The organism is Alcaligenes parafaecalis, assembly GCF_026344135.1.
GTDB lineage: Bacteria > Pseudomonadota > Gammaproteobacteria > Burkholderiales > Burkholderiaceae_B > Alcaligenes > Alcaligenes parafaecalis.
Genome location: NZ_JAPKNA010000002.1, coordinates 153,847 through 179,065, shown reverse-complemented (window position 1 = coordinate 179,065; position 25,219 = coordinate 153,847). Strand labels below are relative to the sequence as shown.

Annotated in this window: 27 protein-coding genes and 1 tRNA gene; 10 read left to right on the top strand and 18 right to left on the bottom strand. The window is 56.3% G+C overall.

What is annotated here, in order from left to right:
- Nucleotides 1-155 precede the first annotated feature (155 nt).
- Entirely contained in the window at nucleotides 156-611 is a 456-nt protein-coding gene (gene mscL, locus OSH09_RS07775) for a large conductance mechanosensitive channel protein MscL (RefSeq protein WP_189392736.1), read from the bottom strand.
- Nucleotides 612-737: 126 nt separating this feature from the next.
- Between mscL and petA the strand changes: the two genes are divergently transcribed.
- The 5 genes from petA to OSH09_RS07750 all read left to right on the top strand — a co-directional run bounded on the left by petA (nucleotide 738) and on the right by OSH09_RS07750 (nucleotide 4,862).
- Nucleotides 738-1,382 carry a ubiquinol-cytochrome c reductase iron-sulfur subunit gene (petA, locus tag OSH09_RS07770; RefSeq protein ID WP_266120644.1) on the top strand — a complete coding sequence of 215 codons (645 nt, stop codon included), beginning with the start codon at nucleotides 738-740 and terminating at the stop codon, nucleotides 1,380-1,382.
- 50 nt (nucleotides 1,383-1,432) lie between these two features.
- Nucleotides 1,433-2,821: a cytochrome b gene (locus OSH09_RS07765; RefSeq protein ID WP_207872476.1), complete on the top strand. Its 1,389-nt coding sequence runs from the start codon at nucleotides 1,433-1,435 to the stop codon at nucleotides 2,819-2,821.
- 19 nt (nucleotides 2,822-2,840) lie between these two features.
- On the top strand, nucleotides 2,841-3,695 hold the full coding sequence (locus tag OSH09_RS07760; protein WP_207872477.1) for a cytochrome c1: 855 nt from the start codon (nucleotides 2,841-2,843) through the stop codon (nucleotides 3,693-3,695).
- 126 nt (nucleotides 3,696-3,821) lie between these two features.
- Nucleotides 3,822-4,430, top strand: a complete 609-nt coding sequence (locus OSH09_RS07755; RefSeq protein WP_266120643.1) for a glutathione S-transferase N-terminal domain-containing protein — start codon at nucleotides 3,822-3,824, stop codon at nucleotides 4,428-4,430.
- A gap of 6 nt (nucleotides 4,431-4,436) precedes the next feature.
- Nucleotides 4,437-4,862 (top strand): ClpXP protease specificity-enhancing factor, encoded by a 426-nt coding sequence (locus tag OSH09_RS07750; protein ID WP_266120642.1) that lies wholly within the window; start codon nucleotides 4,437-4,439, stop codon nucleotides 4,860-4,862.
- Nucleotides 4,863-5,133: 271 nt separating this feature from the next.
- Here OSH09_RS07750 and cysW read toward each other — a convergent pair whose 3' ends face one another.
- The 3 genes from cysW to cysP are packed head-to-tail and all read right to left on the bottom strand — an operon-like array spanning nucleotide 5,134 to nucleotide 7,874.
- A complete protein-coding gene (cysW, locus tag OSH09_RS07745; RefSeq protein ID WP_266120641.1) occupies nucleotides 5,134-5,979 on the bottom strand; it encodes a sulfate ABC transporter permease subunit CysW in 846 nt (281 codons plus the stop codon).
- The gene (cysT, locus tag OSH09_RS07740; RefSeq protein WP_207872480.1) at nucleotides 5,976-6,866 is read right to left on the bottom strand and encodes a sulfate ABC transporter permease subunit CysT; all 891 of its coding nucleotides are present in this window, start codon (nucleotides 6,864-6,866) and stop codon (nucleotides 5,976-5,978) included. Before cysT ends, cysW begins: the two co-directional genes overlap by 4 nt.
- A 3-nt stretch (nucleotides 6,867-6,869) precedes the next feature.
- Complete coding sequence (gene cysP, locus OSH09_RS07735) at nucleotides 6,870-7,874, bottom strand: thiosulfate ABC transporter substrate-binding protein CysP (protein ID WP_266120640.1); 1,005 nt, start codon at nucleotides 7,872-7,874, stop codon at nucleotides 6,870-6,872.
- A 247-nt stretch (nucleotides 7,875-8,121) separates the two neighbouring features.
- Here cysP and OSH09_RS07730 point away from each other — a divergent pair.
- Nucleotides 8,122-8,197: transfer RNA gene (locus tag OSH09_RS07730), tRNA-Thr, on the top strand.
- Between the two features lie 68 nt (nucleotides 8,198-8,265).
- On the opposite strand, the gene OSH09_RS07725 is transcribed toward OSH09_RS07730, so the two are convergent.
- From OSH09_RS07725 to OSH09_RS07670, 12 genes are all read right to left on the bottom strand, one after another.
- Complete coding sequence (locus OSH09_RS07725; RefSeq protein WP_266120639.1) at nucleotides 8,266-9,399, bottom strand: alpha-hydroxy acid oxidase; 1,134 nt, start codon at nucleotides 9,397-9,399, stop codon at nucleotides 8,266-8,268.
- 238 nt (nucleotides 9,400-9,637) lie between these two features.
- Nucleotides 9,638-10,588 (bottom strand): 2-hydroxyacid dehydrogenase, encoded by a 951-nt coding sequence (locus OSH09_RS07720; RefSeq protein WP_266120638.1) that lies wholly within the window; start codon nucleotides 10,586-10,588, stop codon nucleotides 9,638-9,640.
- On the bottom strand, nucleotides 10,585-10,914 hold the full coding sequence (locus OSH09_RS07715; RefSeq protein ID WP_207872485.1) for an NIPSNAP family protein: 330 nt from the start codon (nucleotides 10,912-10,914) through the stop codon (nucleotides 10,585-10,587). The genes OSH09_RS07720 and OSH09_RS07715 overlap by 4 nt, the downstream gene beginning before the upstream one ends.
- Before the next feature lie 15 nt (nucleotides 10,915-10,929).
- The gene (locus OSH09_RS07710) at nucleotides 10,930-12,222 is read right to left on the bottom strand and encodes a TRAP transporter large permease (protein ID WP_266120637.1); all 1,293 of its coding nucleotides are present in this window, start codon (nucleotides 12,220-12,222) and stop codon (nucleotides 10,930-10,932) included.
- Nucleotides 12,215-12,718 carry a TRAP transporter small permease gene (locus OSH09_RS07705; protein ID WP_243430167.1) on the bottom strand — a complete coding sequence of 168 codons (504 nt, stop codon included), beginning with the start codon at nucleotides 12,716-12,718 and terminating at the stop codon, nucleotides 12,215-12,217. The genes OSH09_RS07710 and OSH09_RS07705 overlap by 8 nt, the downstream gene beginning before the upstream one ends.
- A 68-nt stretch (nucleotides 12,719-12,786) precedes the next feature.
- On the bottom strand, nucleotides 12,787-13,827 hold the full coding sequence (locus OSH09_RS07700) for a TRAP transporter substrate-binding protein (RefSeq protein WP_266120636.1): 1,041 nt from the start codon (nucleotides 13,825-13,827) through the stop codon (nucleotides 12,787-12,789).
- A 53-nt stretch (nucleotides 13,828-13,880) separates the two neighbouring features.
- The gene (locus OSH09_RS07695; RefSeq protein WP_207872488.1) at nucleotides 13,881-14,828 is read right to left on the bottom strand and encodes an NAD-dependent epimerase/dehydratase family protein; all 948 of its coding nucleotides are present in this window, start codon (nucleotides 14,826-14,828) and stop codon (nucleotides 13,881-13,883) included.
- Between the two features lie 3 nt (nucleotides 14,829-14,831).
- Nucleotides 14,832-15,665 (bottom strand): hydroxypyruvate isomerase family protein, encoded by an 834-nt coding sequence (locus OSH09_RS07690; RefSeq protein WP_266120635.1) that lies wholly within the window; start codon nucleotides 15,663-15,665, stop codon nucleotides 14,832-14,834.
- 13 nt (nucleotides 15,666-15,678) lie between these two features.
- Nucleotides 15,679-16,575: an NAD(P)-dependent oxidoreductase gene (locus OSH09_RS07685; RefSeq protein ID WP_266120634.1), complete on the bottom strand. Its 897-nt coding sequence runs from the start codon at nucleotides 16,573-16,575 to the stop codon at nucleotides 15,679-15,681.
- Nucleotide 16,576: 1 nt separating this feature from the next.
- A complete protein-coding gene (gene ilvD, locus OSH09_RS07680; protein WP_207872491.1) occupies nucleotides 16,577-18,289 on the bottom strand; it encodes a dihydroxy-acid dehydratase in 1,713 nt (570 codons plus the stop codon).
- A 35-nt stretch (nucleotides 18,290-18,324) separates the two neighbouring features.
- Entirely contained in the window at nucleotides 18,325-19,017 is a 693-nt protein-coding gene (locus tag OSH09_RS07675; protein ID WP_207872492.1) for a GntR family transcriptional regulator, read from the bottom strand.
- Between the two features lie 170 nt (nucleotides 19,018-19,187).
- Nucleotides 19,188-19,676: an Lrp/AsnC family transcriptional regulator gene (locus OSH09_RS07670; protein ID WP_207872493.1), complete on the bottom strand. Its 489-nt coding sequence runs from the start codon at nucleotides 19,674-19,676 to the stop codon at nucleotides 19,188-19,190.
- Between the two features lie 334 nt (nucleotides 19,677-20,010).
- On the opposite strand from OSH09_RS07670, the gene kynA reads away from it, so the two are divergent.
- The 3 genes from kynA to OSH09_RS07655 are packed head-to-tail and all read left to right on the top strand — an operon-like array spanning nucleotide 20,011 to nucleotide 22,165.
- A complete protein-coding gene (gene kynA, locus OSH09_RS07665; protein WP_207872494.1) occupies nucleotides 20,011-20,883 on the top strand; it encodes a tryptophan 2,3-dioxygenase in 873 nt (290 codons plus the stop codon).
- Nucleotides 20,883-21,788, top strand: a complete 906-nt coding sequence (locus OSH09_RS07660) for an alpha/beta hydrolase (protein WP_266120633.1) — start codon at nucleotides 20,883-20,885, stop codon at nucleotides 21,786-21,788. Before kynA ends, OSH09_RS07660 begins: the two co-directional genes overlap by 1 nt.
- Nucleotides 21,788-22,165, top strand: coding sequence for a RidA family protein (locus tag OSH09_RS07655; protein WP_266120632.1), 378 nt, complete (start codon nucleotides 21,788-21,790; stop codon nucleotides 22,163-22,165). The genes OSH09_RS07660 and OSH09_RS07655 overlap by 1 nt, the downstream gene beginning before the upstream one ends.
- 51 nt (nucleotides 22,166-22,216) lie before the next feature.
- Here the strand turns inward: OSH09_RS07655 and OSH09_RS07650 are convergent, their stop codons facing one another.
- Together OSH09_RS07650 and panB are read right to left on the bottom strand one after the other, a co-directional pair.
- Nucleotides 22,217-23,182, bottom strand: a complete 966-nt coding sequence (locus tag OSH09_RS07650) for a LysR family transcriptional regulator (protein ID WP_266120631.1) — start codon at nucleotides 23,180-23,182, stop codon at nucleotides 22,217-22,219.
- Between the two features lie 64 nt (nucleotides 23,183-23,246).
- Entirely contained in the window at nucleotides 23,247-24,068 is an 822-nt protein-coding gene (gene panB / locus OSH09_RS07645; protein WP_266120630.1) for a 3-methyl-2-oxobutanoate hydroxymethyltransferase, read from the bottom strand.
- A gap of 301 nt (nucleotides 24,069-24,369) precedes the next feature.
- Between panB and OSH09_RS07640 the strand changes: the two genes are divergently transcribed.
- Complete coding sequence (locus tag OSH09_RS07640) at nucleotides 24,370-25,218, top strand: aldo/keto reductase (RefSeq protein WP_266120629.1); 849 nt, start codon at nucleotides 24,370-24,372, stop codon at nucleotides 25,216-25,218.
- Nucleotide 25,219 lies beyond the last annotated feature (1 nt).

The following is a 25,219-nucleotide window of genomic DNA, read 5'->3' as shown; positions in this document are numbered from 1 at the left end:
TTTGCACAAGCTTTAAAGCGGCACAGGCTAGACAAGCCCAGGCCATGAAAGGCTAAAATCAGGCATCCGGCGCGGGCGAACTTGACCTTGCCGGTGGGTTTACATAAACAAAAAGGTGCCGAAAGGCACCTTAAAGCTTTGATACGGTTACGCTTTTATTTTTTCAGCGAATCCCTGATTTCACGCAGCAAGATCACGTCTTCAGGGGTTGGTTCGGGTACGGCTTGTTCAGCCTCAGCCTTGGCCACGGTGGCACGCATACGGTTAATCATCTTGACCATGCAAAACACAACGAAGGCCAGCAAGATGAAGTTGATCAAAATGGTCAGGAAGTTACCCCACGACAAAACAACAGCGCCGGCCGAATTCAGAGCCTCCAGGGTTTCTGGGCCGGTATAGCCCTCTGGGGTACGCAAGACCGTGAACTGATTGGTAAAATCCACTTCGCCGCCCAGGATGAAACTGATGACGGGCATGACGATGTCTTTAACCAGCGAGTCGATAATCTTGCCGAAAGCAGCGCCAATAATGACACCGACCGCAAGGTCCATCATATTGCCCTTGACTGCGAACTCCCGGAATTCGTTAAGGAAACCTCGAGCCTTGTTCATATGTTCACCTTTGATCAAGTTATGCTGCGCTGGGTACAGCGTATAATGTGCGGTTGAATAATATACCCAGGCCCAAATCCGTAAATTGTGGTATTGCCCGAGTCGGGCAGGAATAAGGATACTAGAATGAGTCAGAATACGACACAGCCCGATGCCATAGGCGCGGTTGATTTCAACCTTCCGCCCGATCCTTCGCGCCGAACCTGGGTCGCCACCGCCTGTGCATTAGGTGGTGTCGCTGGTGTGGCGACAGCTGTTCCCTTTGTCAGCTCCTTTGCTCCTTCCGAGAAAGCAAAAGCGGCCGGCGCTCCCGTAGAGGTTGATATCTCTGGTATCGCCCCCGGTCAGATGCGCACCGTTGAATGGCGCGGGAAACCCGTCTGGATTCTGCACCGCACCCAAGAGCAACTGGACACACTGCCCAAACTGGACAGCCAGCTTGCCGACCCTGAATCGGATCGCCCTGGTTACACCCCTGCGTACGCCAAGAACGAATACCGTTCGCGTCGCCCTGAAATCTTTATCTGTATCGGTATTTGCACCCACCTGGGTTGCTCCCCTACCCCGCATCTGGCCGCTGGCGCTGGCGCTGGTCTGCCCGGTGGTTGGGAAGGCGGCTTTCTATGCCCCTGCCACGGCTCCACGTTTGACCTGGCCGGTCGCGTCTACAGCAACAAGCCTGCTCCAGACAATCTGGAAATCCCGCCCTACGAGTTCTCGGCCGACGGCACGATGGTTACCATCGGCGTAGACGAAAACAACAAGGCCTAAGGCGGCTGTAACCCAATACGTACTATTTAAAAAGATAAAGGAGCCGTTTCATGGCTGGCGAGAAAACCGTCGAAACGACAGGACTCTTGGGATGGATTGACAGGCGCTTCCCCCTGACATCCATGTACAAAGAGCACATGTCAGAATATTACGCGCCGAAGAACTTCAACTTCTGGTACTTCTTTGGCTCTCTGGCACTGCTGGTGCTGGTTATTCAGATCGTGACAGGTATTTTCCTGGTCATGAACTACAAGCCCGATGCCAAACTGGCTTTCGAGTCGGTTGAATACATCATGCGTGAAGTGCCCGGTGGCTGGATCATCCGCTACATGCACTCCACCGGCGCTTCCATGTTCTTCGTGGTGGTGTACCTGCACATGCTGCGCGGCTTGTTCTACGGTTCTTACCGCAAGCCACGTGAACTGGTCTGGATCTTCGGCGTTGCCATTTTCCTCTGTCTGATGGCTGAAGCCTTCATGGGCTACCTGCTGCCATGGGGCCAGATGTCCTACTGGGGCGCCCAGGTGATTGTTAACCTGTTCTCGGCCATTCCTTTCATTGGTCCTGACCTGGCTATTTTCATCCGTGGTGACTACGTGGTGTCCGACGCCACCCTGAACCGCTTCTTTGCCCTGCACGTGATTGCTGTGCCTCTGGTCCTGCTGGGTCTGGTTGTGGCTCACCTGATCGCCTTGCACGAAGTGGGTTCCAACAACCCCGACGGTATCGAAATCAAAGAAGGCCCCAAAGACGCCAAAGGCCGTCCTTTGGATGGTATTCCCTTCCACCCCTACTACTCGGTGCACGACATCCTGGGTGTGGCTGGCTTCCTGATTGTGTTTGCTGCGATTGTGTTCTTTGCCCCTGAAATGGGCGGCTACTTCCTGGAGTTCAACAACTTCAGCCCTGCCGATGCTCTGAAGACGCCTCCACACATTGCTCCAGTCTGGTACTTCACGCCTTTCTACTCCATGCTGCGTGCAACCACTGCCGACTTTACCTGGGTTCTGGCCGGTGCTTCCGTCCTGGGCGCTCTGGTGCTGTTCATCAAAGGCAAGCTGCCCGGTATCTGGCGTCTGGCCGTCCCCGCTATCCTGATCGGTGTTGCCGTGCTGCTGCGCGTTATTGACGCCAAGTTCTGGGGTGTGGTGGCCATGGGTGGTACGGTCGTGATCCTGTTCTTCCTGCCTTGGCTGGACAAATCGCCTGTGAAGTCGATCCGTTACCGTCCAAGCTGGCACAAAGTGTTGTACGCGATTTTCCTGGTCAACTTCCTGATCCTGGGTTACCTGGGCACGCAAGCTCCAAACGACTTGTTTAACTTGCTGAGCCAGATCGGTACGGTGATCTACCTGGCCTTCTTCCTGCTGATGCCGGTATGGAGCCGCATGGGTACGTTCAAACCCGAACCCGATCGCGTGACTTTCCGCCCTCACTAGGCCCCCAACAAGAAACGGAATGACCATGATTAAAAAACTGCTTGGCGCTCTGGCCTTGTCCCTTACCTGCACGGTGGCTGGTGCCGCCGAAGGTGGCTATGCCCTGGAGCGCGCGCCCGACCGCATGCATGACATGGCGGCGTTGCAAAATGGCGCAAAACTGTTTGTGAACTACTGTCTGAACTGTCATAGCGCCAACTCCATGCGCTACAACAAGCTGACAGACCTTGGCCTGACTGAAGAAGACATCAAGAAAAACTTGCTGTTTTCCTCGGACAAGGTCGGTGATCTGATGAAGATCGCCATGACCCCGGACATGGGCAAGAAATGGTTTGGTGCTGCACCTCCTGACCTGTCCGTGATCGCACGTGCCAAGTCCACCAACCTGGGTCCTAGCGGCGCAGACTACATCTACACCTACCTGCGTACGTTCTACCGTGACGCCTCCCGCCCAACCGGCTGGGATAACCTGGTTTTCCCAAGCGTGGGTATGCCTCACGCCATGTGGGAACGCCAAGGCGGCGTGACCTTGCACCGCACCACCGTGGCTGAAACCGCCAAGGATGACGGCAGCAAAGAATGGACCAAAACAGTGGCTAGCTACGATCCGGCCGGTTTCTCCTCCGTCAAGACAGAAGTGCTGGCTAACTACACCGGCCACGCAACTGACACAGTCAAGCTGGAACCAGCCAACGCCAAGTTGGCAGCCAAGTACGACAGCGATGTCGCTGACCTGGCCAACTTCATGGACTGGATGGCTGAACCTGTTCAGTTGGAGCGCAAGAAAATCGGCGTGGGCGTGATCCTGTTCCTGCTGCTGTTCTTTGTCGTTGCATGGCGACTCAATAGCGTTTTCTGGAAAGACATCAAGTAAAACGCTATGCTAGACGGGCAGGCTAAACTAGCCTGCCCGGCTTTTTATTGTTAAAACCCCTTGCAGGGTTTTAAATTCTGAGCCGTGAGGCTCTTGTTTTTATTTCTACGACTGGAATCTCCTACCATGATGGTGCTCTACTCTGGAACAACTTGCCCATTCTCACAGCGCTGCCGTTTCGTGTTGTTTGAAAAAGGCATGGATTTCGAGATCCGCGACATCGACTTGTACAACAAGCCTGAAGATATCGCCGTCATGAACCCCTACGGACAGGTGCCTATCCTGGTAGAGCGTGACCTGATCTTGTACGAATCGAACATCATCAATGAATACATTGATGAGCGCTTCCCTCATCCACAGCTAATGCCTGCGGATCCCACCATGCGCGCACGCACACGCCTGTTCCTGTACAACTTTGAAAAGGAACTGTTTGTGCACGTGGCTGCCCTGGAAGACCGCCGCAACGTCGATGCCAAAGCTCAGGAACTGGCCCGCCAGCAAATCCGCAACCACTTGTCGCTGTTGGCTCCGATCCTGCTCAAGAACAAGTACATGCTGGGCGAAGAGTTCTCCATGCTGGACGTGGCGATCGCTCCCCTGCTCTGGCGCCTGGATCACTACGGTATCGAACTGCCCAAGAGCGCTGCTCCTGTGCAAAAGTACGCCGAGCGCGTGTTCTCGCGTCCTGCCTACATTGAAGCACTGACTCCTTCCGAAAAAGTCATGCGTCGCTAATCCATTATGCAAGAGACTTCGACCAAACCTTACCTGCTGCGCGCCCTGCACGAGTGGTGTTCCGATCACGGATACACCCCTCATATTGTGGTGACGGTAGACGCCAACACGGTTGTTCCACGTGGCCATATTCAGGATGGTCAAATCACTCTGAATATCGGGCATCTGGCTACCAATGGCCTGATCCTGGGCAACGACTACATTGAATTCCAGGCCCGCTTTGGCGGCGTCACGGAAGACATTTTCGTGCCTGTAGCAGCGGTGTCCGCCATCTACGCACGCGAAACAGGTGCTGGCATGGGTTTTGAAGTCGTGGAATCCGCGCCTTACGCAGAAGAGGGCGCATCGGAAACAGCTCCTGAAGCTGTTCCAGAAGCTCCTGCTGCAAAGAAAGACGCTGACAAGGTCTCGCACCTGAAGATCGTCAAGTAAGGCGCGTTCGACGCAGACAAAAATAGAGCCCCATGTAGGGCTCTATTTTTTTTGGGACCAAACCCGGCATACGCCCGAGCTTTGGCTTTGGCTTTGGCTTTGGCTTTGGCTTTGGCTTTGGCTTTGGCTTTGGCTTTGGCTTTGGCTTTGGCTTTGGCTTTGGCTTTGGCTTTGGCTTTGGCTTTGGCTGGTCAGTATCAGCTACCTGAGCTAGGCCAGGGAATACTCAGTCAGATAAAGCCACTGAAAATATTACCCAGCCCAGCCCCACCTAAGCTTGCACTGCCTCCGCCTGATTACGGCGACGCCCTGCCGCTACACGCCACTCCAGCAGGCTCTTGAGCATCACAGAGACCATAGCGAATACCGCCAGCAGCGCAGCCGCTGTAAAGGCCGCTGCAGCCTTGTTGTCGTTGTTTAACTGGTCAACCAGCAAAGACAAGGTCAAGGTCTGATTCATGATGGTGCCAGACACTACAGAAACCGCACCAAATTCACCAATCGCACGGGCATTGGTCAACACCACGCCATACAGCAAGGCCCATTTAATATCCGGCAGCGTCACATGCCAGAAGATCTGCCAACCATTCGCACCCAGGCTCAACGCAGCCGCCTGCGCGTCCGAGCCCTGTGCCTGCATGATCGGAATCAGAATCCGGGCCACATAAGGCGTCGTCACAAAGATGGTCACCATCAAAATGCCGGGCCAGGCAAACATGAGCTGGATATCACGCGCGCTTAACCACTGCCCCAGCGACGATTCCACGCCGTAGACCACCAGGTAGCACAGGCCCGCCACCACCGGTGAGACTGCGTAAGGCAAGTCCACCAGGGTACTCAGCAGCCGACGACCACGGAACTGGTAATGCGTCAGGCACCAGGCGAGCAAAATACCAAAGACCATGTTCAGAGGCACTGTCAGCACTGCCACGAACAGAGTCAGCCCGATGGCATGCAACATATAGTCTTCTTGCAGATTGCTCCACAAGGCAGGCAAGCCATCGCCCAAGGCTTTGGAAAAAATCAGCAGCAAAGGCACGACCAGCAGGCCCAGCACCAGAACAATCCCCAGAGCCAGAATCAAACGGTCAGCCGTACTTTTAGGTGTTTTTCTCATGGTGCTCTCCGCTGCCAACCCAACAAGCGATTCTGCACCAACTGCAAGGTGAACAAGAGCAGCAAGGAGGCGATCAGAATCACCGAAGCAATCGCTGCCGCCGCCGGGTAGTTGAACTCTTGCAGACGCACAAAGATCATCAGAGACGACACTTCAGTTTTAAAGGGGATGTTGCCCGCAATCATGATGACCGCACCAAACTCGCCCAGGCTGCGGATAAAGGCCTGAGAGGCCCCCGTCACCAGAGCAGGTATCAAGGGCGGGAACACGACCTTGCTAAAGGTCTGCCAGCCACTGGCACCCAGTGTATGGGCGACTTCCTCGTATTCGGCACCCAGCTCTTCAATCACCGGCTGCACAATCCGCACAACAAAAGGCAGGCTGGTGAAGGTCATCGCCAGGACAATACCGGGGTACTGATAAGCCACTTTCCAGCCCTCCGGCAGAAACTGACCAAACCAACCACCGGGCACAAACAAGGTAGCCAAGGTCAAACCCGCCACAGAGGTTGGCAAGGCAAACGGCAAATCAACCAAAGCATCAATCAGACGACGCCCTGGAAACTCAAACCGCGTAATGATCCAGGCAATGATGAAACCCACCACACTGGCAATCACAGTGGAGTAGAAGGCAGCACTAATCGTGACCTGATAACTGCTGACTACACGCCGGTCTGTCACTGCGCGCCAATAATCGGCCAGGCTCATGTCACTGACGTACATGAACAGGGCCGACAAAGGCAGCAGCACAATGATGGACAGGTACAGGACGCTAAAGCCGAAGCTCAGCCCAAAACCTGGCATGACGGGGCGGCGAAGAAAGAAGATGGGCTTTAGCGCAGTCTTCGCCCCGGAATCCTGCGCCTCGCCCACAAGAGTACGACTCATGAATTACTTGGCCAGCAACTGGTCCAACACTCCATTAGCAGCAAAGTGACGGCTTTGAATGTCAGTCCAGGAACCCAGAACGTCGGTAGGATTGATCAGCTTGACCGGTGCGTATTTGGACTCAAATTCCTTGGCAACAGCAGGATCAGTCACACGGTAGTTGAAACCAGCCAGCAGACGCTGAATCTCGGGGGTGTACTGGAACTTCAGATATTCGGTCGCTTCCTTGCGAGTGCCTTTCTGATCAACTACGCGATCCACAACGGCCACAGGAAATTCTGCCAACACGCTAACAGGTGGCACCACCACTTGCAGCTCGCTACCCTTGAACTCTTCGCTGGCCGCAATATTGATCACTTCGGATTCAAAGGTCAGCAACACATCGCCCTGACCGTTCTGGGCAAAGGCTACGGTTGCGCCACGACCACCCGTAGGGAAGCTCTCGACATTACCCAGCACCTTACCTACGAATTCTTTGATCTTGGCCTCATCACCGCCGAAGGCTTCATTGGCATATAACCAGGAAGCCAGATAGGTGTAGCGGGCATTACCCGAGGTCTTGGGATTCGGGAACACCAGTTTCACATCGTCGCGCACCAGATCATCCCAGGACTTGATGTTCTTGGGGTTGCCCTTGCGCACCAGGAAAGCAATGGTGCTGTAGTAAGGTGAGCTGTTGTTCGGGAATTTGCTGGCCCAATCCTTGGCAACTGCACCGCGCTCAGCCAGGAATTCAATATCGGTGACCTGGTTGAAGGTGACGGTATCTACTTTCTTGCCCTGAATAATGTCCTGAGCCTGACGGGAGGTGCCAGCAAAAGACTGGTCAATCTTGATGTCTTCGCCCGTAGTGGCTTTCCAGTGTTCAACAAACTTGGGGTTGATCGCCGCAAAGGTCTCGCGCGCCACGTCAAACGAAGCATTCAGCAAAGAAACCTGGGCACTGGCAGTGCCACCCAGCAAAGACGCCAACAACAAGGCAGAGCCAACAACAGACTTCAATTTCATGGTGTTCCCCAGAGTTCCCGGACGCGGCCGTCGGAGCCCGTCACTGATGTTCAATCGCGTGCTATCTATATAAGCGCAGCTTGGATAGATCAGATTATGGGTAGGGGAAAAGGCATTTAAAACGACATTTTCATCATGCTCTTATAACCAGAACCTATCTATTGGCTAGGCTGGCGTGGCGTGGGCCACAGCAATATTTTTCTGGTGATTGCTTCTTTGCAAAAAACCCGGCTATAATCGTCAATTCGCCGGCTTAGCTCAGTTGGTAGAGCAGCGCACTTGTAATGCGAAGGTCGAGGGTTCAACTCCTTTAGCCGGCACCACGAATAAAATAGAACGCCAAGCTTTCAAAAGCTTGGCGTTTTGTTTTTCTGCTGTCTGAATCCTGACTTTATTCAGCAGAGGATACAAGACATTGGCGCAATTCAGCCGGACACGATGCCCCCAACAAAACCATCGTGCGCTCCAGCTCCTGAGCCACCAAGCCAAGCACTTGCGCAACGCCCTGCTCTCCTGCCTGCGCCAATCCGTATGCCACAGCACGTCCTAGAAACGCCCCAGTCGCACCGTAGGCAATCGCTTTGGCTACATCCGACCCGCGCCGAAAGCCGCTGTCGATAAATACGGGCATCTGCGTTTTGACGACATCCATAATCTGCGGCAGCACGCTGATGGTGGACGGCGCACAATCCAGTTGTCGGCCACCGTGGTTGGAAACAATCAGCCCGTCCACGCCGTACTGCAGAGCCTGACGCGCATCTTCGGGATGAAGTATTCCTTTGATCAGCAAAGGGCCATCCCATTTGGAGCGTAACCAGGACACATCCTCCCACACCAGACTACGGTCCATGCTCCGCGCCAAGAGTGCAGCTTGTGCCTGTGCAGAACTCGCCCCTTCTGCAGGTCTTAAGTTCACAAATTGGGGTTGTCCGGCCAGCGCCTGTCGCCATAGCCAGCGCGGCTGGGAAGCCATATCCAGCAACAAGCGGGGACCGGGACGAAACGGCAATTTGAAGCCGTGACGTATGTCTTTTTCTCTATAGCCTCCCACGGGCACGTCTACAGTCAGAACCAAAGCCTCGAAACCGGCTTGGCGAGCGCGGTCCAGAATGGAATTGGCCATACCCCTGTCCTGCATGACGTACAACTGCATCCAGCAAGGGCCTGCGCAGGCTTCGCGCACTTGTTCCAGAGGGCTATTGGAGGCTGTAGACAAGATGTACGGCAAGCCAACCTTGCCTGCCGCACGTGCAGCATGCAGGTCCCCGCGAGGGCGCACGACGTCGATCAAGCCAACGGGAGCTACGCCAAAAGGCGCTGACCATCGGCGTCCAAAAACCTCTATCTCTGTTGAAAGCGTCGAGGTATCACGCAGACTGCGTGGCGCTAAAGTCAGTGCCTGCAAATCCGCTTGGTTACGCGCCAGGCAGAGTTCATCTTCCGCCCCACCTGCCACGTAGTCATAGACAAAACGTGGCAGGCTGCTTTGGGCCGCTAACTGAAAATCCTGAATGCTGAGCCGCATGATGCAAGCTATCTCCACCTGATGCCGGGCGTTCAAGGCCCGATTCAATTTAATTGTTTAGACATCAAGTATATGATTGAAAGTGCTGCTCCATACAAAGAAAATACGCCTATTTCTGCTCAGCCCAAAGGGAAGGTTTTGGACAAGCCAAAGCGATACACGTTATCGCTTGCTCATAAAAAAAGCAGCGATTTCAAGCCGGAAACTTGAAACCGCTGCTTTTTTTCTGCACTCCCCCTTACAACTTCACAGGCGTGACCAGACTCCCTTCTGTGACAAAGCGCTCGACATTCCTCAGCACCAGCTCGCACATGGCGGCTCGAGTTTCGCGGGTTGCGCTCCCTACGTGGGGCAGCACCACGACTCGCTCATTGCTCAACAATTCAGTAGGCACTTCAGGTTCGTTCTCGAATACATCGAGCCCAGCACCACCCAATTGGCCGTTTTCAAGCGCAGCAACCAGTGCTTTTTCATCCACGACGGAGCCGCGGGCAACGTTGACCAGGAAGCCGTTGGGCCCCAGGGCTTTCAAAACCTCGGCAGAAACCAGGTGGTAGGTTTCCGGGCTACCGGGGCAAGCCACGATCAGGAAATCGCACCATTCTGCTAAAGCGCCAAGCGAAGGCTCATGCTTCCAGGGCAGCTCGGGTTTTGCGCTACGTGTGTGATAGCGGATATCCATATCAAAGCCAATCGCTCGCCGTGCAATAACCTGGCCAACTCGCCCCATACCCAGCATGCCCAGGCGCTTGCCGCTGACCCGGGTGCTTGGCATGGTGGGACCCACACGCGGCCAATCACCACGTCTGACATGACGATCGGAAGCGGAAATGCCGCGCACCGTATCTATTAGCAGACCCATGGCCAAATCAGCCACGCAGTCGTTCAGGACGTCGGGGGTATTGCTCAGCATCACCCCACGCGCACGGACTGCATCCAGATCGATGGCATCGTAGCCAACACCCAAGCTGCAAATGGCTTTCAGGTTCGGCAATGCATCAATTAACGCCTTGTCTGCGCCCTGCGTGCCTGTGGTGATCAGCACGGTGAATTCGCCACCACGTTCGCGCAAGAAAGCCGCTTGGTCAGGTGCATCGCTCAGGGTCTCGACCGAGCCCAAGGCAGGCAGTTTGCCCGCCAGAGGAGGCGGCAAGGGGCAGGCTTGAAGAATTTTCTGGGTCATGGTCATGCCTTGCTGGTAAAGACGTCGAAATCCACTTGTTTCAGCAGCGCATTACTCTGGCGCACGACATGGCCTGCGGCGGAGGCTTTGCGGCGATAAGCCAACCAGCGAGGGTCTGCTTCCAGCGCATTACGGCGAGCCTCTCGGTCGGCCATGTCTTCGTACGCCCACAAATGCACCACTTGATTCAGCTCGCCCACTTCGGTGGTGTAGTAACCGTGGCAAGCGCCCAGATGCTCGATCTGGACTGCTCGCCCTTCTGTTGCGTACAAGGCCAGGAAGTCGCGTAGCAAGCCGGTCGGGATGGTATAGGTTCTTTGGTCGATAATCATATTGCGAATCCGTTTTTATCCAAGATATTTGGGCAAGAGCAGCGAGATAACCGGGAAGGCCAAGAGCACAGCCAGGCGAAACACATCAGCCACCACAAAGGGGATAACACCGCGATACAGCGTGCTCATCTTCACATCGGGCAGCAGGCTTTTCAGAACCATCACGTTCATGCCCACGGGCGGTGTGATGAAGCTGATTTCCGTGACCACCACCACGATGATGCCGAACCAGATCAGGTCAAAGCCCAGGTGCTGCACCAGCGGGTAGAAGATAGGCACGGTCAGCAAGACCATGGACATGCTCTCCAGCACACTGCCCAGCACGATGTAGATCGCGCAGATCAGCAGAATCACCACGATGGGACTCATGTCGAACTGCTGCACCCAGTCTTGCAAGTCGCCAGGCATGGAGGTGAAGTTGATGAAGCTGGAAAACAGCAAAGCCCCGATCAGCACCATGAACAGCATGCCCGTGGTGCGAGCCGACTCCACCAGAACATTGGAGAGGATCTGCCAGGTCAAACGACCACGCAGCAGCGCAAACAGGAAGGCACCGCAAGCGCCGATCCCGGCTGCCTCGGTAGAGCTGAAGATCCCGCCATAGATACCGCCCATGACGATGATGAACAGCACCAGCACACCCCAGACATCCCGCAAAGCATGCAGACGCTCTTTCCAGCTCATGCGTTCACCGGGAGGCCCCGCATTGGGGTCACGCCAGATCGTCCAGCGCACCGCCAGCAGATAAAAAATGATGGCCAGCAGGCCCGGCAAAATACCGGCGGCAAACATCTTGCCTATGCTTTGTTCAGTCAGAATCGCATAGACCACCATGACGATAGAAGGCGGAATCAGAATGCCCAGCGTGCCACCCGCCGCAATCGAGCCGGAGGCCAGCGCACGGCTATAACCCAGCCTGCGCATTTCCGGGTAAGCCACTTTGGACATGGTGGCTGCCGTCGCCAGACTGGAACCGCACACTGCACCAAAGCCGCCACAGGCCACCACGGTGGACATGGCCAGCCCACCTTTTCGGTGACCCAGGAACGCATAGGCCGCGGCATACAGTTCTTTGGACAACTTGGCTTGAGTAATGAAATTACCCATCAAGATAAACAGCGGCAGTACCGACAACAGATACTGAAAACCGCTTTCACGCACGACCGCACCGGTCATGGCATAGGCAGAGGGCCAGTTACGCATGATGCCCACGCCAATGAACCCCACTAAAGCCATGGAAAATGCCACCGGCACGCGCAGGAAGATCAGGAGGAGCATGGCTGCAAAGCCAATGAGTGCTTCAGTCATTCTTTGCCTCTTCTTCCAGATGTGCCGTGTCTGTGCACAGGTCACGTCGAAGCTGACCCAACTCCACGATTGTGTTGACGAACAGCATGATGCTCATGAAATAAACAACCGGAGCCAGTGGCAGCCCCAGCAAGGTAGTCTGGTCGGCGTACTCGGCAGCCGACTCGGCTTGCGTCCAGCTAACCATTGCCAACAAGGCGCTGATCCCTGCCGCCAGCAAGTGGCTGGAGACATGAACGACACGGGCGCCCTTCTCTCCACCTGGGATGGGCACCAGATCAACCACCACGTGTTCGCGCTCCATCGTGGCAAACACAATGCCGCAGAAGATGACACCGACCATCAGTATTTCAGTCAGCTCCACGGCCCCCATGACCGATACGTTGAAAATGTAGCGCCCTAATACGTCAAGCAAAGTCAGCAAGGCCAAGGAGACCATGCATAACTCCGTCAGACGCCGAAGACCTGCTCTTAATAAAGAGAGAAGGGAGTTCATGATTTGTAGCTCCGGGACTGCTGGCGCACAGGGCGCACAGCAGGTTCAAGACAGTCTGGATGCGCTAATCAGTTACCGCTTTCCCGCGCTTTAAGGTCGGCACGAAACTCTGCCAATACAGCAGGCCCGTCTATGCCCTTGGCCTTGGCCGCATCCAGCCACGCCTGTTCAAATGACGCAGTACGCTCTTTGACGGCAGCGATCAGTTCTTCACTGGCGGGATGAAACTGCACATTGTGTTCCTCCAGAACTTTCATGGCGGCCACATCGGCGTCGCCCCAGGCCTTGCCACCCAAGCGTGCAATGTGCTCACCCGAAAGACTCATCAGGATCTCCCGGTCTTTTTCAGACAGACGATCGAAGGCTGCCGGGTTCATGATGATGCCGTGCAGATCGGCATAAAGACCGCCGGGGAAAACCGTCGCGTGCTTGACCACCGTGTCCAGGCGGAAGGAAGCAACAGACTCGGGTGGGAACAGAACTCCGTCCACCACACCAGTGCTCAAGAGTTCGTACGACTCCGAAGCAGGTTTCACAACCGCGTTGACCTTGAGTGCCTTGGACAAGTCAGCCTGCATGCCACCACCAATGCGCAGCTTCAGCCCATCAAAATCATCAATGGTCTGTACCTGTTTCTGTGTCGTGTAGACACTGCCTGGGCCGTGACCATACAGGCCCAGCAACTTGATACCGCGATGCTCTTTGGCATCTTGCAGGTACTTGCTGTAAATATCCCAGGCCGCCAGCGACGTGGACTCGGCGCTATTGCCGGAAAAAGGCAACATGGCGAACTTCATCAGATCGAAGTTGCCGGGGTAATAGGAGTAAGAAATAAAGGCCAGATCCACAATGCCATTGCGGACCGCATCCAGATGCCCGACCGGGTTGGTCACCGCTTTGGTCAGGAAGTTGATCTTGACGCGCCCTTCTGTGGCCTGCTCCACCTCTTTGGCCCAGGGCTTCATGAAGTTGGCCACCAGAATATGCGTTTGCGGAATCCAGGCAGAGAAAGTCAGCTCTACAGGCTTGTCCGCTTTTGCGGGGCCAGCCGCCACAGCCAGGCTGGTCAAGGCCATACCCAACAGGCGAGAAATCCATCGGTTCTTCATGGGGAAATCCTTTTTTGGTGGTAGATCGTTATAGGTATAGTTAAGTGGGCCACTCAGGAGACAAGGGCCTGTTCAATCAAGGTCGTCACATCGCCGTCATGATGCATACCCAATTGCGTGGCGATTGCCGTTGTCAAAGGCGGCCACTGGGCAAACTGCTGGTCAAACTGTGGGTTGGACTGGAAGCGCAAGCCCGCATCGGCCCCCAAGCCATAGCGGGATTTCGCTGCCTGAACCAGGTCTGCGACCTGGAGGCGCTGGGCGGGAAGGTTCCACACCCGCCCGGCAGGAAGCCGGGTTGTTTCAAGTCTTGCAGCCATCTGAAGATGCTGGATGCAAGCGGGTAAAGAAAGCAGCCAGATCCAGCCCTGAGGTCCGATGGGGCAATCGTAGGGACTGCCTGCGGCCAGGGCGTGAATCAAGGAACTGGCAAAGGAAGACAAGGCTGTTTCGGCCGTCATGGGTCTGGCGACCACGGTGGGAAGGCGAACCGAGCGACTGTCCAGAAACCCCCGGCGGCTGTAATCGGCCAGCAGCAGCTCCACCATCCGTTTCTGTGTGCCATAACTTAAGGTAGGTGCGACGGCGGTGTCGTCGTCCACTTGCTTGGGCAGCGGCGTACCAAAGACGCCGATACTGCTTGCATACACCACGACGGGGCACTGCCCTTGTTCGCGCAAGTGCTCCAACAAGCCTATCGTGCCGTCTATATTGACGCGCAAACCCAATGCGAAGTTTTCTTCGGCCAAGCGACTGGTCACCGAGGCCAGGTGAAAAACCGTATCTGGCGCAGGCGTCAGAACCTGCTCCAGGACGGCCTTGTCAGACAAGTCTCCACTGATGCAGCGCAGGCCGGGCGTGTGGTGATAGGGTTGATCTTCAAAGGCCAGATCAGTCAGCGTCAGGCTTTGAATTTCATTGGCGGCAAGACGTTTGGCCATCGCACAGGCTAATGCCTGGCCGATATAACCGTTGGCGCCGGTAATCAAGACATGGTTCATGGCTTACCTCCCGGCAGTCTGAAAGCAAGCCGCAGCATCGCGACGACGTGCCGTATTCAGCACCCCTCGATCCTGCAAAGGCTGGCACCAGGACAAGCCCTCTGCCGGTAGGCCGCGAGGCTGATACTCGCAGCCCAACCAGCCGTCGTAACCCAAGGTGGGCAAGGCCGCTACGCCTTCCAGCAAACCATCCTGGCTCAGATCAGGCTCATAACGCCCATCCGCACCAGCAATCTGCACATACCCAATCCAGGGAGCGCAAGCTGCAACACTGGCAGGCACATCCAGGCTTTCTTTGACGCAGTGGTAGTAATCAAATTGCAGCCGCAGACGCGGGTTATTGAAATGCTTAAGCACCGCTATCGCCTGCTCGGGCAGGTGATAAAAATACCCCGCCATGTCGCTACGGTTCAGCGCTTCCAGCGTCAGCACCAGATCATCGGCTTCGGCCAAGGCCAGGGCATGTTCCAGATTATTGAGCAGTGTGGCCAGGCAATCCTCCTGCTCCAAACCGCTCACATACCCGGCCATCACATGGATGCGACGGCACCCTGCTGCCTGCGCCACCGCGCGAGCACGATCAAAGGCTTCCCGGAACTGCGGCTGTGCCTCAGGAATCGCCGCCCAGCCCAGCCTGCCCGTCCCCTCGCCGATAGGCGTATTGATCAGAGTCAGATCCAGCTTGGCAGCCTGAAGCTGTTTGGCATACCAAGCGGGAGGATAGTCATAGGGCAGCAAAATCTCGACGCCCTGAAAACCATCGGCCGCCGCTGCCTCAAAGCGTTCGCTCCAGTCCAGATGCCGATACAACCAACTGAGATTAGCGGATAGTTGCATGGGGCCGCCTGTCTTACGCGTCTATCTGTCGAAGGAAGGCGTCGCGCTGCTCGGGTAGAACCACGCTGACCACGGCAGAGACTTCGGCCTGCCCCAGACCCATGGCGCTAGCGACACGCAGCATTTGCTGCACGCTGGCCGCAACCGGCATAGGCGCACCACTCTGTTGAGCATTGGCGATAAGGGTGTCGACATCCTTGAGCATGGTGGACAGCGCACCGATGCTTTTTGCCTGCGCTTCTATCATGCGTGGGGCGAAGATCTGCAAAGGCTTGGAATCTGCCCAGCCGCCCGCCAGCGCGGGTGCCAGCTTGTCTACATTGATGTTATTGCGTTGGGCAAAACCAATCGCTTCAGCCAGCGCCGCAATCGAAGTGGCAACGATGGCCTGATTGCATAACTTGGTCGCCTGCCCGGCACCGGAAGGCCCCATATGCGTGATGTTGCCTGCATAGGCACGCATCGCCGCCTCGGCTTCTGGCATATGAGTTTCACTACCGCCTGCCATGATGGCCAGCGTACCGGCCTCCACACCAGGAATACCGCCGGAGACTGGGGCATCGATCCAGTCAGCCCCGCCGTTTTGCGCCAGACGAGTGGCCAGGCGGCGCGTTGCTTCGGGATCGATGCTGGAATGATCCACCACCCATTTAAGCCCCGCTGCCTGAGCAACCCCGTCAGCACCAAAGACCACGGCCTCTGCCGCCTTGGCATCGAACAGGCATAACAGGACGCCATCCGCGCCTTCAGCAGCCTCGCGTGGAGTACCCACAACCTGAGCACCCAAAGCCGCCAGCGGCTCCGCCTTTTCTCTGGAACGATTCCAGACTTTAACCTCGTGGCCCGCCTTGAGCAGACGCTGCACCATCGCAGCGCCCATCAATCCTAAACCGCAAAAACCGAGTTTCATCTTATACATCCTCAAGCTGTTCTTGCGGCCACTCGGCAGCACCAGAATGGGTCACCGCCCCTTCATTGGTTGGTCCAACCAGGCGTGCGTATTTTTCCAAAGCACCGGCCAGACGGTCTCGCAGATAAGGCTTCCATTGCGCCCGGCGTACAGCCAGCTCTTCATCCGACACATGCAATTGCATGCTGCTTTGTGTGGCGTCGATGGTGATGCGATCACCGTCGCGCACCAGACCGATATTCCCGCCTGCCGCCGCTTCGGGGCTGGCATAGCCGATACACATGCCGCGTGTCGCACCCGAAAAACGGCCGTCAGTCAGCAGCGCTACTTTCTCGCCATTGCCATGACCATAGATCGCTGCGGTGACGCTTAACATTTCGCGCATGCCGGGGCCGCCTTTGGGGCCTTCGTTACGGATAATCAGTACGTCGCCAGCCTCATAGGCCTGCTTGGACACCACCGCCATACAGTCTTCTTCGGTTTCAAAAACGCGGGCGCGCCCGTCAAACACAAGAGACTTCAAGCCAGCAATCTTCAGCAAGGCGCCGTCAGGGCACAGATTGCCCTTCAACACGACCAGACCACCCGAAGCATGAATAGGCTGATCACTGCTGCGCACGATGCGGCCATCCACATCGGGGAAACTCTCCAGAGCCTCTGCCAGGGTTTCGCCCGTAATGGTCAGTGCATCGCCGTGCAAGTGGCCGCTTTTCAGCAGCGCCTTAAATACCACGGGCACCCCGCCGATCACATCCAGATCCCGTGCCAGATAGCGGCCACCGGGCTGCAAATCGGCAATCAATGGCGTGCGGTTGAACACCTCAGCCATATCGTCCGTAGTGAAACGAATGCCCACTTCGTGCGCAATGGCGGGAATATGCAGGGCCACGTTGGTCGATCCGCCGGTGGCGGCGACAGCCGCAGTGGCGTTTTCCAGACTCTTGCGTGTGATGAGATCGCGCGGCAGTGGACCACCGTTAGCCAGAATTTCCATTACACGTCGACCCGCACGGCGAGCCAGCGCATGACGTTGGCTGTATACCGCCGGGGTGGTCGAAGAACCCAGAAAGGACAGGCCCAAGGCCTCTGCCACCATACCCATGGTATTGGCCGTGAACTGACCCGGACAGGAGCCGACAGTCATGGCACAGGTACGTTCGATGCCGTGCAACTGTTCCAGTGAAATCGCGCCAGTCTGGTAGCGACCCACGCCTTCAATGGCGGTAAGCACCGTGTTCTCAGTACCGTCGGGCGAGTAGCCCGGCAACATGGAACCACCGTAAATGAAGACCGAGGGGACGTTGAGTCGCGCCATGGCCATCAGGGTGCCAGGCAGCGTCTTGTCGCAGCCGCCCAAACCGACCAAAGCGTCATAGGCATGGCCACGCACGGCTATTTCCATACTGTCGGCAATCATCTCGCGCGAGACCAGGCTCATGCGCATGCCAGCGTGGTTCATGGAGGTGCCGTCGGACACGGAAATCGTGTTCATCATGACGGGGACGCCGCCACCTTGAGCAACGCCCAGGCGCACGCTATCGGCTTGAGGACCCAGGGATTTGGAGCAAGGGGTGTTGTCTCCGGCAGTGCCAATGATGGCGACCATCGACTTGTCGAGATCGTCGTCGTCCAAGCCGGTAGCACGCAAAAAGGCACGGTGTGGGGTGCGGGTCACGCCCTCGGTCACTGCTTTTGATCTATGTTTTTTTAGCATGGTCTTTGGTGGTGAGGAGTAGTTGAAAGGTCGATTTAATCGGCAAGATCCAGGCGGTCAAATACCCAGGAAACATCTTCCTGAATGTATTGACGTGCCTGGGTGAAATTCCCGGCGCGCAGTGCTTTTACGGTGGACTCATGCAACTGATCGGCGGAGTCCTTGTTATGCAGCAGCTCGCGGGTTTCACGCAGATAGGCGCCAGACTGCAGCCACAAGCTCTCGATCATGGCGAGCATGACGGGCGACTGGGCCGCCCCGTAAATTGTGAAATGAAAGATGCGGTTTTTCTCAAGGCTGCTGGCAACGCCTTTGGGCGTGCGGCGCTCTTGTGTGATTTCTCGTGCCAGCCCTTCAAGCTGATCCAGCAAAGCCGGGGTGAGATGAGGGCCAGCCCATTCGGTGACGGTGCCTTCAATCAAAACGCGGGCGCGGCGAATATCGCTCAGACACGCTTTGGTGATCAGGGGAACTCGGGTCGTGCCGTTGGGCAAGGGCTCCAGGCCCTGCTGCGCCACAAGACGGCGGAGCGCTTCACGCACAGGCATGGTGCTGGTACCCAGCGCATCAGCCAGGTACTGGATGCCAAGAACTTGGCCCGCACGGTACTCGCCATGCATCAACTTATTGCGTAAGGCTTGGTAGACCGCTTCGTTCACCGATTGCCGAACGATGGGTTGAAAAGCCTCAAGCGGAGCGCTTGTGCTGACAGCGTCTGAATGTTTCATTAAGTTCCGTCACAAAGTGAATTCGACCAAAGATTTGTGATTTTTGATCAATTCTAAGGACGGACTTCGCCAACAACAAATCAGAGCAAACCCTTAGCGCCTGCACTGGGGATACGCGGCTTGGCAGGCATTTTTGCCTATCCGCGCACCCCGATTAGTACGGCACCAAATCAAGCAATCGCGCCGCTTGCCGCCGGAATAGGCAGCTCATTCAGACCTTTGAATTCTTGCAAAGAAAAGCTGGTTTGAGCCTGCCGAACACCCGGCAAGCGATGCAATTTGCGCTGCAGCAGCTCGGAATAGCTATCAAGATCTTTGGCAACGACCATCAGCAAGAAATCGGCTGGACCGGCAATGCCATGGCACATCACCACCTCGGGAATATCGCGTACAGCCTCAACAAATTCCACCGAGCGCGCTTCGTTTTGAAAGTCCACACTGATGCTGACAAAGGCCACCACCCCATACCCCAAGCCGCGACGATCCAGCCTGGCCTGGTAGCCTGCAATCAGCCCGGATTCTTCCATGCGCCGAATTCGACGCCAGCAAGGCGACTGCGAAATGCCCACTTTTTGAGCCAGCTCGCTTGTTGTGAGCCGGGCATTTCGCTGCAGTTCAGCCAACAAGCTGCGGTCCACCTCATCCAGTTCTATTTGCATAAAAAAATCCATTTTTGGAAATTTAGAGAAAAAATTATGCGTCCACGAAAAACAGCTTGGCACAACTCCCTTAAATACATAAGATCAACGCATAAATTTAAGTGGGATTTGCTTAAGAAACCACAGACAAATCCCATCTTTGCCCTGGCAGCATCTACCCGGTTGACCCCACCCTGCCTGCCCATCATGGGCGGCAAACACAGCGCCCAGCGGCTATCCCCTGAAGCGCAAAAAATACTGGTGACATCAGGCAATATACGCATGCCAGGCTCTAACACACGATAATGTTCGGCATATCACAAACGCCATTATTAACGTACGGGAGACAGAATAAATGAATGCTTCCAAAGCATCGGCTGACCAAGGCGTCGGCGAGACAGAGCGCATTGTTTCGGAAGAAAAGGCGCAGTTGGATTTCAGCCAATCCATGAGCTATGGCGATTACCTGCACCTGGACGAGGTGCTGGGCGCCCAGCATCCACTATCGCCTGCCCATGACGAGATGTTGTTCATCATCCAGCACCAGACCAGCGAGCTCTGGATGAAACTGATGCTGCACGAGCTGAACGCCGCTACCGCCTCCGTCGCCGCTGACCGCTACGCCGACAGCTTCAAAATGCTGGCGCGTGTCTCGCGCATCATGGAACAACTGGTCAGCGCCTGGACCGTCCTGTCCACAATGACCCCGCCGGAATACACCGCCATGCGGCCGTATCTGGCTAGCTCCAGTGGTTTCCAAAGCGCGCAGTATCGATGTATTGAGTTTGCCCTGGGCAACAAGAACGCCGCCATGCTCAAGCCCCATGCACACCGGCCCGACCTGCTGAGCCAAGTTGAGGCAGCCTACCGCGCCCCTTCGCTTTATGACGAGTCGCTGCGTTTGCTGGCACGCCAAGGCTTTGATATTCCTGCAAATTACCTGGATCGTGACTGGACGCAGCCCTACGTCGCCAGCCCCGAAGTCGAAGCCGCATGGCTGCAGGTTTATCGTGACCCCTATGCTCACTGGGATCTGTACCAGCTTGGCGAGAAACTGACCGATATTGAGGACGCATTCCGTCTGTGGCGTTTCCGCCATGTCACTACGGTCGAACGCGTTATTGGCTTCAAACGTGGCACTGGCGGCACCGGTGGCGTCAGCTATCTGCGCAAGATGCTGGACGTTGTGCTGTTCCCCGAGATCTGGACAGTTCGGACCGCGCTGTGATGCACGCTCCCAAGGACTCACTGTCGGCCCAAGAACGAGAGCGTGAATACTCGCCAAGCTCCTGTATAGGCGGAAACTATGCGCCTTACATTGAGCAATACGCCACGCTCAGCGCAGCCGCTTTGAAAAGCGCCTCTCGGCATGTCGAGCTTGCCTATGGCAGCGCGGCAGCGCATAAGCTCGACCTCTTTTTACCGGAACGTGGTGACTCGGAATCCCTCCCGCCGCTGCTCCTGTTTATTCATGGCGGCTACTGGCAGGAGCTGTCCAAGGCCTCCTCTTTGTTCTCGGCCCCGGACTGCAACGAGGCGGGCATCGCCTTTGCCGCCATCGATTACACCCTGGCACCGCAAGCCTCTGTCCACGACATGGTGCTGGAATGCCGCAAGGCTCTACGCTGGCTGCATCAACACGGTGAAGAACTGGGCTTTGACCCGCAGCGCATCGTCGTTTCCGGCAGCTCTGCCGGGGCGCATCTGGCGGCCATGTGCTGCTTGCGTGGGTGGAAGGATGATGCGGATTTGCCTGTAGGCGCGCCCGCCGCGGCAGTGCTGGTTTCAGGCATTTACGAGCTGCAAGCCCTGATTGGCACCAGCATCAATGAGGCACTGTCCCTGGACGTGGGGAGTGCACAGGCGATCAGCCCTCAACTGCTTGATCTGACGGGTTTTCCGCCCACCATCATCAGTTGGGGAGAAATCGAAACCTCGGAGTTCAAGCGCCAGAGCCAGGCTTTTGCCGATGCGCTGAACACACTCGGTGCCCAGTATCTGCCCCCCATCGAAATGCCAGCACGCAACCACTTCGATGTCATTCTTGACCTAGCTCGTCCCAACACCCGCTTGGGCGATGCCACGCACGCGCTCTTTGCGTCCTTGCCGGTCACCTCTACTCGGAGCAAGTGATGAAACAAGTTGTCGACGTCGGGCTGCCGCCCCTGAAGCAAGCGTTTTCCTGGGCAGTCAAAGCCAAAGGGGAAATGCTGTTCATGGTGAACGGGCCTGTGCGCCCGGACGGCAGCATCGATACGGGAAGCATCGAGCAGCAAGCCCGCCTGACTTTTGCCAATATGCAGCGGGCCACGCAAGCGGCGGGTGGCAGTCTGGAAAGTGTCACCCAAGTGCTGATCTACATGACTGATGTTGCCGACATGGACATCATCGACAAGGTGTACAGGGAGTTTTTCTCCGCCCCCTTCCCCAACCGCGCCAGTGTTGGCGTTGCGGCCTTGGTGGAGCCGGGCATGAAGCTGGAAGTTGTGGCCTACGCCATGATTCCTTGATGCTGCAAAAGGCGGGCACGTTGCGGGAAAAACCTGGCAGTCCCCGCCTGATTACAGCGAATCGAACGGGTCCTGCGTGCTTGGCAAGCCCGTGTCATCCCCCAGCACAAAGCGCGGGATGAATTGCAGCACATATTGCCGCATGGCTTCGACCAGACGCTGCGCATCGGGACGCAGTTCGCGAGATCGCAAGGACACCACGCCAACCATATACGGCACGTGAATATCAATCGGGCGCAGCACCACATTGGGCAGTGGCAGACCGTGGGCGGTGAAGGGGTCGATCAGCGACACACCCACACCCTGGCTGGCCAGCACCAAACCCTCCAACGAGGAGGCAACCTCGATATGACGAATCTCTTCCGGTGATTCCGGGCTGGCACGCAACAAGGCTGTAGCCAGGGTATGACGCAGGCGGTGGCGGTTCTGCACCGAGATCAAGGGTGTGCCTTGAATATCGCTAAGACGCACCAGCTCCTGTTTCGCCAAAGAATGGTTAACGGACATGCCCAGCAAGCAGGGACTTTGCCCGGACCAATGCAAGGTGCAACCATCAATGTCCAGCGGCAGACTGGTCACCGCCAGATCTGCCCGCCCTTCGTCGATGGCTTGCACGACTTCTTCCGGTTTCACCGTATCAATAATCAGCTTTTGCTTGAAGGCTGGATCGTGCTGTTCCATGATGCCCAGAGCTTGCGGCAACAAGCCTATAGCCAGAGCATGGGTCGCCACGATACGCAGGGGTCGCAGACCCCCACGGGCGATTTCCAGTGCACGGCTTTGCAGCACCTCCAGATTCATCAGTACAGGCCGGGCTTCCAGATAGAATTCGCGCCCTTGCTCGGTCAAGGTGACCTGCGGCCGGGTACGGGTAAACAATCTGAAACCCAGTTCCTGTTCCAACTCCTGGATCTGGCGGCTAACCACGGGCTGAGAGCGGTCCAGCAGTCGACCGGCAGCGGTAACGCTACCTGCGGACATCACCGCTGCAAAAGCTTCTAATTGGCGAATTTCCATGTCGTTCTATGTGAATGCCGCATTTATCAACATGGAATATTCTAATGCGGAATAGTTAGCCGGACTAGCGTTTGACACCGAAACATTGATCCAGCGTGGGGAAAGAGCCATCACGCACTTCAGACGCATATTGCGCGGCGGCTTGCGAGATCAGGGCCCCCACATCGGCGTAGGGTTTGGCGAATTTGGGGATCTTGCCGTTGGTCAGGCCCAGAATGTCTTCTGTCACCAGTACCTGGCCATCACATGCGGGCGAAGCTCCAATGCCAATGGTAGGAATTGCAATGGTTTCGGTAATGCGACGACCCAGAGACTCTGCCACCCCTTCCAGAACCACACCCCAGGCACCGGCCTGCGCATGTGCCACGGCATCTTCCAGCACGCGCTGTGCAGCGGCATCAGTCATGCCCTGAGCTTTGTAACCGCCCATGGTGTTGACGTACTGGGGCATCAAGCCCACGTGGGCCAACACAGGCACGCCACGTTCCACCAGGAAACGGGTGGTTTCTGCCATCACCTGGCCACCTTCCAGCTTGACCGCTTGCGCGCCGCTGACGGCCAACATACGCGATGCGTTGGCAAAGGCTTGCTGGGGTGATTCCTGATAGCTACCAAACGGCATATCCACGACAATACAAGCATGTTGAGTCGCACGCACCACGGCGGCAGCATGGGCAGCCATCATATCGACCGTAATGCTTAGGGTATCGGGCATTGCATAGCCCACCATAGCGGTCGAGTCGCCCACCAAAATCATGTCCAGGTGCTCGTCCAGCATACGTGCGATAGGCGCGATGTAGGCTGTTAACGAAGCAATTTTTTGTTTGCCCTTGCAGGCGATCAGGGCGGGAACGCTGACGCGAACCTGCGTGGTATGTACGCTCATACTTACTCCATCTGGAATCCCATAGAGCTAACGCTTATATGGGATTATGAATGATGCAGATTGCATCATCTTGAGAAAATATCCAGTCGGCGCCTCTATAATCGCCGCAGGACAAAAAACAATAAGCTAATTTCCTGCCTACGTACAAGCTTCACGTGTCCATCCCATGCGGATTCAGGTCCTTTTAAGGACATTTTCTTTGACACTGCCTGTACGCTAGAGCCCGATCGTTCCCAATGCACGGTGGTTTCAGCAGCCATGTCCTGGCTGTTTTGCCGTGCACTCAACCGAGGAGAGACCTATGTCGACTACCCCCCCAACAATCACCTTCCATGACGATAACCGTGCGCCACAACTGGGCATGGGCGTCTGGCAGGTACCTGCCGAGCAAACGGCCGATGTGGTGTGCAGTGGCATCGAAGCGGGCTACCGCCTGATCGATACCGCCGCCATCTATGGCAATGAAGCCGAGGTCGGCCAAGGGATTCGTCAGTCCAAGGTGCCACGCGAAGAGCTGTTTGTGACCACCAAGCTGTGGAACGACATGCATGGCCATGACAACGCCCGTGCAGGCTTTGAAGAAAGCATGGACAAGCTGCAACTGGATTATGTGGATCTGTACCTGATTCACTGGCCTGTGCCCAAGAACCGCCAGTACATCCAGACCTGGGAAACGCTGATCAATCTGCGCAATGAAGGCCGCGTGAAATCCATTGGCGTGTGCAACTTCCTGCCGCAGCATTTGCAAACCTTGCTGGATAAAACCGGCGTGCTACCTGTGCTGAACCAGATTGAGCTGCACCCTGGCTTTCAGCAGGCAGAATCGCGTCACTACCATGAAGACCACGCTATCCAGACGCAAGCCTGGAGCCCATTGGGATTAGGCACGCTGTGGGACAACCCGGTACTGAACCAGATTGCCAAAGAGCATGGCCGTTCTGTGGCACAAATCATGCTGCGCTGGCAGATTCAACTGGGCAATATGGTGATTACCAAGTCCAACTCCGCCCAGCGTCAACGCGACAATCTGGACATTTTCAGCTTCGAGCTGAGCGAGCAGGATATGGCAGCCATTGCCAGCCTGGACCAGGCCGAAGGCCGTCTTGGCCCTGATCCAGAACTGTTCCGCCTGCCTAAAAGCACCGTCTAAG